Origin of the sequence: Kocuria sp. CPCC 204721 (assembly GCF_040980945.1) — a bacterium.
GTDB classification, from domain to species: Bacteria; Actinomycetota; Actinomycetes; order Actinomycetales; family Micrococcaceae; genus Kocuria; species Kocuria marina.
In genome coordinates this window covers 39,125-51,919 of sequence record NZ_JAVKPO010000014.1, presented here as the reverse complement: position 1 = coordinate 51,919, position 12,795 = coordinate 39,125, and the positions used below count along the sequence as shown (strand labels likewise).

General features: G+C 69.9%; 12 protein-coding genes and 1 pseudogene. 4 read left to right on the top strand and 9 right to left on the bottom strand.

Going from position 1 to position 12,795, the window contains the following annotated elements:
• Positions 1-8: 8 nt before the first annotated feature.
• Complete coding sequence (locus RF637_RS11380) at positions 9-455, bottom strand: AraC family transcriptional regulator (RefSeq protein WP_368844882.1); 447 nt, start codon at positions 453-455, stop codon at positions 9-11.
• A gap of 320 nt (positions 456-775) precedes the next feature.
• Positions 776-1,860, bottom strand: a pseudogene (locus RF637_RS11375) (hypothetical protein); the annotation flags it as partial.
• Between the two features lie 16 nt (positions 1,861-1,876).
• Here RF637_RS11375 and RF637_RS11370 point away from each other — a divergent pair.
• Entirely contained in the window at positions 1,877-2,656 is a 780-nt protein-coding gene (locus tag RF637_RS11370; protein ID WP_368844881.1) for a hypothetical protein, read from the top strand.
• Here the strand turns inward: RF637_RS11370 and RF637_RS11365 are convergent.
• Positions 2,634-2,984, bottom strand: coding sequence for a hypothetical protein (locus RF637_RS11365; protein WP_368844880.1), 351 nt, complete (start codon positions 2,982-2,984; stop codon positions 2,634-2,636). The two genes, RF637_RS11370 and RF637_RS11365, sit on opposite strands and share 23 nt — an antisense overlap.
• Positions 2,985-3,213: 229 nt before the next feature.
• On the opposite strand from RF637_RS11365, the gene RF637_RS11360 reads away from it, so the two are divergent.
• The 3 genes from RF637_RS11360 (at position 3,214) to RF637_RS11350 (ending at position 5,895) form a co-directional block, all read left to right on the top strand.
• Positions 3,214-4,149, top strand: a complete 936-nt coding sequence (locus RF637_RS11360) for a VOC family protein (RefSeq protein ID WP_368844901.1) — start codon at positions 3,214-3,216, stop codon at positions 4,147-4,149.
• Between the two features lie 84 nt (positions 4,150-4,233).
• Positions 4,234-5,196 carry an aldo/keto reductase gene (locus tag RF637_RS11355; protein ID WP_368844879.1) on the top strand — a complete coding sequence of 321 codons (963 nt, stop codon included), beginning with the start codon at positions 4,234-4,236 and terminating at the stop codon, positions 5,194-5,196.
• A 144-nt stretch (positions 5,197-5,340) separates the two neighbouring features.
• Complete coding sequence (locus RF637_RS11350; protein ID WP_368844878.1) at positions 5,341-5,895, top strand: type 1 glutamine amidotransferase domain-containing protein; 555 nt, start codon at positions 5,341-5,343, stop codon at positions 5,893-5,895.
• 240 nt (positions 5,896-6,135) lie between these two features.
• Here the strand turns inward: RF637_RS11350 and RF637_RS11345 are convergent, their stop codons facing one another.
• The 6 genes from RF637_RS11345 to RF637_RS11320 all read right to left on the bottom strand — a co-directional run bounded on the left by RF637_RS11345 (position 6,136) and on the right by RF637_RS11320 (position 12,738).
• On the bottom strand, positions 6,136-7,227 hold the full coding sequence (locus RF637_RS11345) for an alanine--glyoxylate aminotransferase family protein (protein WP_368844877.1): 1,092 nt from the start codon (positions 7,225-7,227) through the stop codon (positions 6,136-6,138).
• A gap of 188 nt (positions 7,228-7,415) precedes the next feature.
• Complete coding sequence (locus RF637_RS11340) at positions 7,416-8,645, bottom strand: MFS transporter (protein WP_167318873.1); 1,230 nt, start codon at positions 8,643-8,645, stop codon at positions 7,416-7,418.
• Between the two features lie 269 nt (positions 8,646-8,914).
• Positions 8,915-9,379, bottom strand: a complete 465-nt coding sequence (locus RF637_RS11335) for an SRPBCC domain-containing protein (protein ID WP_064847396.1) — start codon at positions 9,377-9,379, stop codon at positions 8,915-8,917.
• Positions 9,372-10,316, bottom strand: a complete 945-nt coding sequence (locus RF637_RS11330) for a glycosyltransferase family 2 protein (protein ID WP_085106508.1) — start codon at positions 10,314-10,316, stop codon at positions 9,372-9,374. The genes RF637_RS11335 and RF637_RS11330 overlap by 8 nt, the downstream gene beginning before the upstream one ends.
• Entirely contained in the window at positions 10,313-11,647 is a 1,335-nt protein-coding gene (locus RF637_RS11325) for a PIG-L family deacetylase (RefSeq protein ID WP_368844876.1), read from the bottom strand. The genes RF637_RS11330 and RF637_RS11325 overlap by 4 nt, the downstream gene beginning before the upstream one ends.
• A complete protein-coding gene (locus RF637_RS11320; protein ID WP_368844875.1) occupies positions 11,644-12,738 on the bottom strand; it encodes an acyl-CoA dehydrogenase in 1,095 nt (364 codons plus the stop codon). Before RF637_RS11320 ends, RF637_RS11325 begins: the two co-directional genes overlap by 4 nt.
• Positions 12,739-12,795: the final 57 nt, after the last annotated feature.

The following is a 12,795-nucleotide window of genomic DNA, read 5'->3' as shown; positions in this document are numbered from 1 at the left end:
AGGACCTGTCATTCGAGCTGCTGAACGATGGGCACGAGACAGTCGATCTCGCCCTCACGTCGGTAACTCTCAATCGAGGGCCGGGTGGGGTCGTGCTCCGCCTGCCCAAAGAGGACGTCGAATGCTTCGCCGATCTGTCCGTAGACCTCTGGCACGTCGCCCCGCAGACGGAGCCTCAGGTAGGCACCACCTGGAATGGTTGTCTCGTCCAGGTCTAGAGGGTTGTCGACGTCACGCTCCACACGGACTGAGCACACTCGGTAGACATGCCGTCCGCCGTAGAGGAGTCCCAGCATGCGCCGCCCCTTGAGGGAGTCGAAACCGTGCTCAAATTCGGGCCATCCAGCCCGGATGTTTGAAAGGTTTAAGGGGACATTCCGACTCAGCGCCGGAAGATCTTCAAGGGTAACCACATCGATCCGGCCCAGGGCATGGCGAGGTGGATAGTTGCTCATGTGAGAGGTCTAACCGAGATTTTGGCAAGTTTCCAAGCACTCCCGGCAGACGAATGGCGTCAAGGGCAGTTTTTCCGAGCGGAACTGTCGGGGTGTCCCGCGGCCCGTTTCGATGGTGGCGATGCGAAGGGTGGCCACCGAGGTGTGGAGAGCGCCCCGGAGGCAATGGGATCGGCCAGCCGTTCTTCAACGAACCGCCCGGCATGACACCAGTCCGCGCCTCACACATGCCGGGCACGGCGCCGTCGGGAGACGCACACCCCCCGCCAAGGGTGGGCGCCTCGATCACGCACTGCCGGCACAGACCGGCGCGGGTGGTCCTACGACTCGCAGCCGCAGGACTGCTCCTGCTCCCCCGCGCAGCAGTTGCCCTTGGCGGGAGCGGGGACGCCCAGGACCGGCGAGCGGTCGAAGAAGCCCTCGGGGCGCAGCCTGTGCGCGACCGGGTGGCCCAGGCGATTGGTGTGCTCGGCGCTGGAGACGCCCCAGGTGCGGCCCACGGCCGCGTCGGCGTTCCGCACGGCCTCCTTCTCGGTGGCCAGCACGGTGCGCTTGCGAGTGAACGCGTTGGCGCGCGGGCTCACGTCCGAGCACAAGGACACCCGCACGGCGTCCTCCTCCTCTTCCAGGCGGCAGGGGCCGCCGTCGAGCGCGACGTCCAGGCGCGCCGAGAACACGTGCTGGCGGAACGGCCCACCCAACCTCGGTGCGATCTCGCGCGGCTCACCGCGTCCCGTGACCACGACGGGCGAGAGGTGGGTGATCTCGCCGGCAGTCGCAGCCGAGCTCCAGCGAGTTGGGCCACTGGCCCACCAGGTACTCCCCGGTGTCGGAGTAGTTCTGCCAGGAGCGCACCTGGGATGGATCACCGTAGGGCACCATCATCTCCGCGATGGCCGCGCGGTCCAGGATGCGGCGCTTCTGCTCCTTGTCCTCGAACGCGATGCTGTGCAGCACCAGCCCCTCGCGCATGTCGAAGCCCACGTCCAGGCTCCACTTCTCCCACTCCACGTGGTTGCCGCCGGTCACCGTGAAGGACGGGCCCTCCGGCTGGATGATCTCGATGGGCTTCTGGGTGGTGCACGGGGCCCGATCAGCTCCGGGTCCGAGTATTCGCCGTGCTCCTCCGGGGCGGGCACCAGCTCGAGGTCCAGCATCTGGTCCACCATGTGGCTGGTGACGTCCACGCGGGCTTGTGATCCTCCTTCTGCAGGAACGGGAGGCCGCGCAGCATGCGCCGCCTCTTCTCCTTCGGGTACTCGAACACGCCCGCGGACAGCGGTGCCACCCGGACCTTCTCCACGGGCAGGCCGCGGCGCTCCAGCGCGGCGAGCCAGCGCTTGTCGGTCGAGTGGATCTGCTCGACCATCTCGAACTCCTCCTCCAGCACCGGTGGCGGGCCGGTCACGTAGCCTGCTGGGATGCGCTCGCCCCGCCCGCTTCCCGCCCGCCCCGACGACCACGACGACGGGCCACCGCCCGAGAGTCGCTACCAGCACCTGGACGACAAGGCCGTGCGCGCGTCCGCGGCCGCCCTGCAGCGCAGGATCTACTCCCGCTTCCCCCAGCGCAGCCTGTGGGAGGTCTGCGGTGAGCTGATCGCCCTGGTGGACGAGGTCACCGAGGGTGGTGGCATCAGCCGGCGCCGGATCCGCACCGCCCGCGCCCTGTCCCGGCTGGGTGTCCTGGTGGTGCTACTCGTCTTCGGCACCGCCATCACCCTGGCGGCGCTGAGCATCTGGGCGGACCCGGATGCCCTCGGCCCGGTGGACTGGCTACCCCTGCTGGAGACGGTGGTCAACGACCTCGTCTTCGCGGGCATCGCCATCTTCTTCCTGTTCGCGGTGCCGCAACGCCTGGAGCGCGCCCGCGTGCTGCGCGTGGTGCACCGGCTGCGCTCGCTCGCCCACGTGATCGACATGCACCAGCTCGTGAAGGTCCCGGAGCGCCTGCCCGCCGCCAGGGTCTACACCGAGGACGCGCGGGAGGACGAACCGGCACTGACGCGCACACAGATGACCCAGTACCTGGACTACTGCACGGAGATGCTCTCGCTCGTGGGCAAGACCGCCGCACTGTTCGCAGAGGACACCACGGACGCAGACGTGCTGGACGCCGTGGAGGGCATCGAGGCCCTCACGTCGGACATGGCGCGGAAGGTATGGCAGAAGATCGCGATCATCCAGGAGCAGGGCAGCTGACCACCCACCGCGGGGTGCCCGCCACGCCGTGAAGACCCGTAGAGCCGGGAGCACCACACAGGCCACGAGGCCCGCGACCGAGGAGCGGACCCCCGAAGCCCAGGACGCACGCCAGCAGCACCATCAGCCCGATGGCAGGTGCCCCCTCGCCGATGCCCGCGGCCACGAGCGCGGGACGCCCGAGTCGATGCAGCGGGCCGCGGGTCAGCGCAAGGCCCAGGGGAAGGACGAGCACGAGGGCGATCACCGTGGCCAGCGCCGTGAGGCCCAGGTGCTGCCAGCAGGCGGCGAGGAACTGCTCGGGGCGCCGGTCCAGAAACTCCCCCACGGGTCTGCCCCCTCTCTGCTCGACACATCCAGACCCGTGGGCCAGGGCTCGGCCGAGTGGTCAGGGTCGGTTGGCCGCCCGAGGGGCGACGTGGTGATTGCCCATTACAAGGTGGCTGCTTGTTGACATTGCGTCCATGTTTCTGTCCAGATGTACTTGCGGAAGTAACTATTTCCCAGGTAATGTATTGAGTATTCCGGCGGCCTCCTGGGCCGTCCCCGACAAGGAAGTGGTTCCCGTGTCCCTGCTCATCCAGCGCCCCGATCCCCGCAGCCTGCGCCGCCGCCCGGCGGACGACCTGCTCTCCGACGGCACCACCATGGGTGCCGTGGAGCTGCTCGTGAAGGACCTGGACGGGATGATCGCCTACTACTCCACCGGCGTGACCCTGGACGTGCTGCAGCACTCTGGGAACACCGCCGTACTGGGCCACGACGGCCGCATGGTCCTGCGCCTGCGCCGCGTCACGGACCTGCCGTCCTGGCGCCCGAACCAGGCGGGCCTGTTCCACACCGCCGTGCTCTTCGACGACGACGCCGCCCTGGCCCGCGCGCTCGCCTCGATGGCCCGTTTCGCACCGGGCACCTTCACGGGCTCCGCGGACCACCTGTACAGCCAGGCGTTCTACTTCACGGATCCCGAGGGCAACGGCGTGGAGCTCTACGCGGACCGCCCCCGGGAGACCTGGCAGCGCGAGGCGAACGGCCTGCTCAGCCTGGCCTCCAACTATCTGGACCCGAACGAGTTCCTGCGCACGAATCTGTCCCGGGAGGCGCCACAGCCGACCACGGCACCGGCCTCCACGCTGGGTCACGTCCACCTGCAGGTGGGCGACATTCCCACCGGGCGCGAGTTCTACGTGGACACGCTCGGCTTCGAGGTGATGAGCGACGCCGGGTCCGCCCTGTTCATCTCCGCCGGCGGCTACCACCACCACATCGCTCTGAACACGTGGAACAGCGCGGGCGCCGGTCCGCGCGCCGCGTCCCTGGGCCTGGGCCAGGTCAACATCGACCTCCCCACCGGCGAGGACATCGCCGCGCTGGAGGAGCGCCTCACGGACCGCCGGGTGACCACCCGCCACGACGGCGCCGTGCTGCGCTTCGAGGACCCCTGGGGCACTCTCATCCAGGTCGCGCAGGCCCCCGAGCCGGGCGTCGTCTGACACTACCCGCCCCGTAATGTCGGCTTGCTACAGTCGCCAGGGAAAAGGCCCCGACCGGCCACCACACCACCGCAGGAGGTTCTCATGAGCCATCACGCACCCACCACCGCACGGATCGCCGGGATCGAGCAGGAGATCTTCCGGCTGAACCTGGGCGGGAACACGTTCGGGTGGACGAGCGACGAGCAGCAGTCCTTCGACGTCCTGGACACCTTCGTGGCCGCGGGCGGAAACTTCGTGGACACCGCGGACATGTACTCCGTGTGGGCCGAGGGCCACGAGGGCGGGGAGTCCGAGACGGTTCTGGGGCGCTGGTTCGCGGCGCGCGGCAACCGTGACTCCGTGGTGCTCGCGACCAAGACAGGTGCGCACCCGCAGTTCCGCGGCCTGGCGCACGACACCGTGGTGGCTTCTCTCGAGGCGTCCCTCGACCGGTTGCAGACCGGCTACGTGGACCTCTACTACGCACACTACGACGACGCGGACACGCCCATCGAGCAGCAAGTGGAAACCTTTCACGAGCTCGTGGATTCCGGGCGCGTGCACGCTGTAGGGCTGTCCAACTACTCGCCGCAGCGCATGCGCGAGTTCTTCACGGTGGCCCGCGAGCGCGGCATGGCGGTGCCCGCGGCCATCCAGCCGCAGTACAACCTGGTGCACCGCCGCGAGTTCGAGCGGGACTACGCCGTGATCGCCCGGGAGCACGACGCCGCCGTGTTCCCCTACTTCTCCCTGGCCTCCGGCTTCCTCACGGGCAAGTACCGCACCGCCGAGGACCTCAAGGGAGCGGCCCGCGAGCAGATGGCCTGGGAGTACGTCTCCCCCGAGGGTCTCGCGGTGGTGGAGGAACTGGTCTCCGTGGCGGACAGACACCGCGCCGAGCCGACCACCGTGGCGCTGGCGTGGCTGCTCGCCAAGGGTGTCACCGCCCCCATCGCCTCCGCGTCCTCCACGTCGCAGCTGTCCTCGCTGGTGGCCGCGCCCGCACTGCACCTGGGCGCGGACGACATCGCCGCACTGGACCGGGTGTCGCAGCCCTTCGCGTGAGGGGACGCTGGGTGCACGCAGCAGACGCCGCGCGGCGGCGTCATGATCGTGTCGCTGACAGCGGAACCGGCGGGGACACCCTTGCCGAGGAAAGTGCCGCGGTGCCAGACTGGAACCATCACCCGATAGAAAGGATTCTCGACAATGGCTGAACTGTCCGGCAAGAAGATTCTCGTTCTGGTGACCAACCAGGGCGTGGAGCAGGACGAATTGAAGGTCCCCCTGGAGAAGTTGCGGGCCGACGGGGCGGAGGTTACGGTGGCCGCCCCCGAGACCGGCGAGGTGAAGTCCCTCGTGGGCGACTGGGACCGGGGAGAGACCTTCCCCGTGGACCAGACCATCTCCAGCGTCAACGAGTCCGAGTACGACCTGCTGCTGCTGCCCGGCGGGACCCTCAACGCAGACGCCCTGCGCTTGGACCAGGACGCGCAGAAGACCGCCAAGGCCTTCGCGTCCTCCGGCCGCCCAGTGGCCGCCTTGTGCCACGGCCCGTGGCTGCTCGTGGAGACCGGCCTGGTGGACGGGAAGACCCTGACGTCCTACGCGTCGCTGAAGACCGACATCACCAATGCTGGCGGCAACTGGGTGGACCAGGAGGTCAAGGTGTGCCCCGCCAAGGAGTGGACCCTGATCACTTCCCGCAACCCCGGTGACCTGGAGGCCTTCGTGGGTGCGATCAAGGAGCAATTGAGCATCTGATCCCCTCTTTGTACAGATGCACAGTAGGCCCCGCCGGATCCGGCGGGGCCTACTGTGTCGTTGGGGGCCGTGTGCGGTGGACCGCTGTCCGTGGGGGTGGTGTCGGACCGGCGAGGGTGCCTGCGGATGAGAGTGTCGGCGGGTGCGCACAACACTTATGCTGCGCCGCGCACACCAGAGCCCCGATTTCGCCTCTTATCGCAGCACAGATGCCCCCTTGTCCAGGGCGGGTAGCGCCCGTTACCGGCCCAGCACCTCCCGCAGCGCACCCAGGATCAGTGTGACCGACTCCGGGGCAGCATTCGGACCCATGAGCCCGATGCGCCACACCGTGTTCGCGTACTCCTTCACACCGGCGCCGATCTCGATGTCGTACTTCTCGAGCAGTTCCCTGCGCACCGCGGCCGAGTCCACGCCCTCTGGCACCTTGACCGTGGTCAGTTCCGGCAAGCGGTGTCCCTGCGCCGCGAACAGTTCCAGGCCCATGGCCTCCAAACCGTCCTGCAGCGCGCGGCCGGCGGCCTCGTGACGCTCGCGAACGGCGTCGAGCCCCTCGTCGAGGACACGGCGCAGACCCGCCTCGAGGGACGCGACCATCGCCACGGGCGCGGTGTGGTGGTAGATGCGGCTGGAACCGGAGGCCTCCCCCACGTAACCGCCCAGCATGCCGAGGTCCAGGTACCACGAGCGCGGCTTCTCGACCCGGCGCTGCCACGCGCGCTCGGACACCGTGAACGGCGCGAGCCCCGGAGCCACACCCAGGCATTTCTGGGTCCCGGCGTAGCCGATGTCGATGCCCCACTCGTCTGCCTTGAGCTCAATGCCGCCGATCGAGGTCACGGCGTCCACGAGCAGCAGTGCGTCACCCTTGATCCGGCCCAGGGCGGCGATGTCCGAGCGCACGCCCGTGGAAGTCTCCGCGTGCACCGTCGCGATGATCTTGGGCGAGGGGTGGGCCGCGGCGACCTTCTCCGCGTCCACGGCTTCGCCGAAGGGGAAGTCCACGCGGATCACGTCCGCGCCGCACCGGCAGGCGACGTCGCACATGCGCTCCCCGAACAGACCGTTGACCGCGATCACCACGGGGTCTCCGGGGTTCACGAAGTTCACGAACGCCGCTTCCATCCCGGCCGAACCGGTCGCGGAGAGCGGAAGCGTACGGCGGTTCTCGGTGCCCCACACCGCGCGCAGACCGTCGCATGCACTGTCCATGATCTCCAGGAACTGCGGATCGAGGTGGCCCAGCAGCGGCCGGGCCAGCGCCTCGGTGGCTTCCGGATACGGGTTGGTGGGGCCGGGTCCGAAGAGGTGACGGATGAGGATCTGGCTCATGACTGGGTCTCCTTGCTGGCACCGCCGCGGCGGACCGGGGTTCGCCCGCGGAACGTGCGGGCCCATCGGACGTGTTCCGGGTTACGTCCAGCGTAGGCCCAGGGCCCCGGGCCGCGCGATTCACCACCCGGTGGGTATCACACGACGACGCCGCTCGGGTTCTGTCGTACGTTACCCGGCGGCACACCTCAGTTCCCGCTGGGTACCACCGGGCGGCGTGGCAGGAAGATGGCGGCCAGGACGATCGCGATCACGATCAACGCACCGATGCACAGGGCCGCCCCGCCCCAGCCCGCGCCCGTGAACGCGATGCCGACGGCGTACCCCAGCGCGGAGGAGCCGCCGTAGTAGAAGAGCGTGTAGAGGGAGGACGCCTGGGCCCGCCCCTCGGTGGCCATGGCGGGAACCCATCCGTTGGCCACGGAGTGCGCCGCGAAGAATCCGGCGGTGAACACCAGCAGCCCCGCGACGATCACCGGCAGCCACGGGACGACCGTGAGCAGCAGACCGCCCAGCATGATCAGGGCCGCGGCGATCAACACGGGGCGGCGGCCGAAGCGATCGGCGAGGCTTCCCGCCCGCGCGGAGGACCACGTCCCGGAGAGATAGGCCAGGAACAGCAGGGACACCACGCTCTGGGGCACGTTGAACGGTTCATCCCCCAGGTGGAAACCGATGTAGTTGTACACCGCCACGAAACCACCCATGAGCAGGAACCCCTGCAGGTAGAGGGTTACCAGGCGCACGTCCTTGAGGTTGACCCACAGGTGCGCGATCATCCCCTGCTCCCCCGTGAGCCGCACGGGCTGGGGCGTGAAACCGCGCTGACGCGGGATCAACAGGATGAAGGTCACGGCCGCGGCGGCGGCGATCAGCGCGACGACGCTCGTCCCCACGCGCCAACCGAAGAAGTCCGCGAGCGGGGCGGCCACGATGCGCCCGGAGAGCCCTCCCAGACTCGTCCCGGAGATGTAGGTCCCGGCTGCCACGGCCCCGTACCGCGGATTGACCTCTTCCGCGAGGTACGCCATGGCCACCGCGGGAATCCCGCCCAGAGCCACGCCCTCCAGGAACCGTAGGCCCACGAGGGATTCGAACGTGGGCATGACGTTGATGAGCACGCCCAGGACGGCGGCGCAGCTGATCGCGGCGACCATGGCGCAGCGTCGTCCCCAGCGGTCCGAGACGAGCGACCACGGGATCACCCCCACGGCGAGACCCAGCGTGGCGGTGGAGACGGCGAGCGCGGCCTGGGCGGCGTCGATGTCGAGGTCCTGGGCCATGATGGGCAGCACGCCCTGCACGGAGTAGAGCTGGGCGAACGTGGCCACGCCGGCGCACAACAGGGCCACGAGGATCCGCTTGTATCCCGGACTGCCCTTGTCGTACCCCTCCCACACCCTGCGTGACGATCCCATACCCGGGTGCACCTCCTGCTACGACTGTCCTGCCCGGGCAGCTGCGTCTTCCCGGGCCCGGCCGTACCATGCGTGCACGACCTCGGCCAGGGTACGCCCGGTGCGCGCCCGGGCCCGGGCCGCTCCCGCGCCAGGTTTCCGTGCGGCGTCGTGCGGGAGTCACGCGGAAGCGGCGGCACCGCGCCCGGACACGACGACGCCCGCGTCCTCCCTCGGGAGGACGCGGGCGAACGGTCATTCTGGCGCGGGGCACACCGCTCCGCGGGGTGTCAGGAGCCGGCGACGGTGGAGGCGAGCCGCTCGAGGGACTCCTCCAGAACCTTCTCGCCGAAGAGCGGGAAGCTGATCTTCTTCGTCACCTTGGGGTTGGCGTGCTCCCACGAGTAGGTGAGGGTCACGGTGGTGGAGTCCGAGCCCTCGGGCTGCAGCTCGTACACCCATTCCCAGCCGTTGTCCTCCACGGAGGTGCCCTCGGGGCAGGGCTTCCACGCGATGAGCTTGTTGGGGTCCAGACCGGTGACGTGGTTCTCCGTCTTGTAGTCCCCGCCCATCATCTCGGCGTGCATGTTCATCACGAAGACGTCGCCGACGTTCTGGATGCGCTGGTCCGTGCCAGAGATGACGGTCCCGGAGGCGTCCAGGCTGGGGTGTTTGGCGGGCAGTGTCAAGATCTCGAAGATCTCCTCCGCCGGGGCGTCGATGAGACGGCTGACGGTGATGGACTTCTCACTCATGGCATACCTCCTGATTGACGATGCTGATGGTTTCTACGTTAGCCACGGGAGAGGGAGGCCCTTCAAGCGTTTTTGCGATGGGCGAAGCGGGCGCACGCCACTCCGATTCCTCCCGCGGCAGTGAGAGCGTCCGCAGGTGATGCGCGAACCCGAGCTCCGCACGTCCTTCGAGCCGCCCCGACGTCACCGCACGGATCCGGTCCGTGGCCTCGACCCGTGCGCCCACTCGGTGCAGTGCAGCCAGCAGGGCTTCATCCTCGCTGCACGCCAGGGGCGGGAAACCGCCCGTGTGCTCGTAGAACGAGGCGCGCACACCCATGTTCGCCGCGTGGATGTGCGGGTGGCTCTCTACGAGCGTGTGTTCGCGCTGCCACAGCTCGTACACGTGCGGCGGGCACTCCGCCGGGTCCGGTTCCACGGTCCCGAGAATCGCATCCACACCGTCGCCCGCGCGCTGCACCTGGTAGCGCAGCCAGTTCTCGGGCACCATCGTGTCCGCGTCCGTGGAGGCGATCCACTCCGGGTCCGACGCCGCGAGCGCCTGCCGGGCTGCCGCGGCGCGCGCTCCCCCGGCGCTGTGCCATTGCCCCGAAACGATCTCCAGTCGGGCTCGGCCACCGTCCCGGTTCGACACCGCCCACGCCTGGCGCGCGCGCTCCACCGTCCGGTCCGTGCAGCCGTCCGCGGCGAGCACGACCGTGACCTCGACGTCGCCCGTCCCCACACCGCGCGGCGCCCCCCGCAAGGCCCGCATGGCATCGATTCGGGACGTGCCGGGAGCGGGCCCGGCGACGTCGTCGGCGGACGCCCACTCGGACCGTGCGAACGACGGATCATGACCCAGCCCCGCGATCGCACCGGCGACCGACTCGAGGCACCGGCCCACGCGGTCCTCTTCGTTGCACGCCGGGATGATCACGGCGATCCGGCGGATCATGTGTCCCCCGCGGGAACGGGCGCGAAGACCTCGATCACGAAATCGGTTTCGCGGTGGCTCAGCACCCCGCGCAGCCCGGGAGTGCGCCGAGCCTCGCGGTGGACGTCCGCGCCGTCGAGCGGCCAATCCGCGATCGGGTGCCGCCAGTGGCACAGCACGAGGTGCCCGCCGTCCGCGAGCGCCGCCACGCAGCGCCGCAACAGCTCGCGCCATTGCTCGGGCGAGCAGAAGTACCCCATTTCGCTCACCACGATCAGCTCTCGCGGGGACCAGTCCTCGTCCCAGTCGCGCGGCAGCACGGCGCTGACGAGTTCCACGTTCGGCACGCCCTTCCGTTCGAGCCGGGTGCGGGCGGCGCTCAGGGCGACGTCGCTTGCGTCCACCGCGGTCACGGAACGCGCGCGCCGGGCCAGTTCCACCGTGAGGGCGCCCGTGGAGCACCCCAGATCCAGGACGCTGCCGTAATGCTCCCGCGGCAGGCACGCGAGTAGCACGTCCCGCTTGCGCCGCTCGTACCACGAGGTGTCCACGGCCCAGGGGTCCGCGCTCGCGGTGTGCACACGGTCGAACACGGTCCGCTGATCGGGCGTGCCGAGCACGAAAAACTCGACCGAGCGATCGAAGTGTTCGAGCACGTGGGGGCCTAGGAGCACCTCGTCCCCCCGCCGGTCGGACAGCGGCTGCACCTGGGTCACGTGGTGGGCCAGGGCGGAGCGCTTGGCGGTGCGAGCGGCGTCGTCCAGTGGGACCCGCACGAGCCCGCGCGGCAGGCGCGTGGGGGAACCCCAGTGCCAGAACCACACGGGGTACTGCAGGCAGCGCACCCCCCACGCCCCGGCGGCCGCGACGACCGTGCGGGCCAGAACCTCGTGGTCGGTGTGCCCGTCCTCCTCCCACGTGACGATCACCAACGGCTGCTCCCCCTGCTCGAGCCATTCGAGATGACGGGCCACCGGCTCGGACAGTTCATCCTCGGACAGGCCGCCGTCGGTCAGGGCGAGGTACTCCGGCGGGGTGTCCGTGCTGGTCAGGGTGTGCACCGCGGCGGCGAGCTCTTCGTGGCGCAATGCGGCCAATCGTTCGGGCGTGTGGGTCGGTGAATCCGGGTGGGAGTTCTCCCCCAGGGTCGCCACGACCACCCGCACATCCGCTCCCGCGTCCGCGAGCCGGTGCACGGTGCCGCCGGCCCCCAGGGTCTCGTCGTCCGGGTGGGCCGCGAACACGACGATCCGGTCCACGCCGGTCAAGTCCACCTCGGGAGCGCGGTGCAGAGCGCCGCAGCGGGCCCAGTCGGCCTCGGGCGTGCCCGGATCACGGTGGTCGAAGCTCACCACGGGGTCTCCTCCGACCCATCCTGGACCAGCTCCAGCAGGGTGCGTCCGAGGGCGGCGGTGTCCCGCTCGGCGTGGTCCTGGCGGATGTAGACCTGCAGGGACTCGACCCGCCGCACGTGTGCGGGGTCCCCCGTGAGCGGACCGGGCCCGGTGGCGCGGGAGACCACGCGGATCACGGTGTCGGCGGCGTCGGCCACCGTGCGGCGCACGCGCAACGCCCATGCGGCGCCGTGCTCACCCGTGGCCTCGCCGCGGTCCACCGCCGCGGCCGCACGGTCCAGGACGGCCTGAGCCGCGCCGAGCGTGAGGTCGAGCTGCCCGAGGGCGGTGCGAGCGGCGTCGTCGACGGGGCGTGCGGGGCGCACGAGTTTGCACCACAGCAGATCCGCGACGGACTGTGCGCCGCCGAGCCACACGGCCGCCACGCCCATCCCGCCCCACGCGAAGCCCGGGCGGGTCAGGTACCACTCGTCCGCGCCGAGCGGTTGCGCCGGAACGCCCCCGAAACGGACGGGTACCGTGACGACCTCGGCGAGACCGCGGGACGTCCACCCCGCGGCGGCTTCGGGCCGGAATCCCGGGTGGTCCGTGGCCACGACGAACGCCCGACGGTGTCCCGTGGGTTCCCCGACCTCGTCGGTGACGTGCGCGGTCACGACGGCGCGTGAGACGGAACCCGCGAGCGAGCACCAGGGCTTGGTCCCGGTCAGGGTCCAGTGCGGACCGTCGGCGGCGTCATCATCGGCCGAGTGCGCAGCGGACGACGGCGTGGCCAGCAACGGCTCGCCCGACCCCTCCGCGGCCCACACGCCCCACGTGTCGCGGTCGGTGATCAGGTCGGTGCGGCCCGCCTGGCGCAGGATGGCCAAGGCATCCAGGTGGGGTTCGATGATCCTCGCGTAGGCGAGGTCCATCCGACCCAGTGCGCTCAGCTCGCGCCACAGTTCACGCGTGGCGCCCTCACCCGGGGCGGGCAGGCCGCGTCCGAGTACGCGCGCCCGGCCCAGGGCGTGATCGACGAAGCGTTGCACGGCCCGGGGATCGGCCGGAGCCGCGGCGGGGACGGGAAGTTCTGGGTGCTCGGACACCCCATCAGCCTACGTGTCGGGGCGGACACCCACCCCACCTTTTCAGCGGTAGGCCAC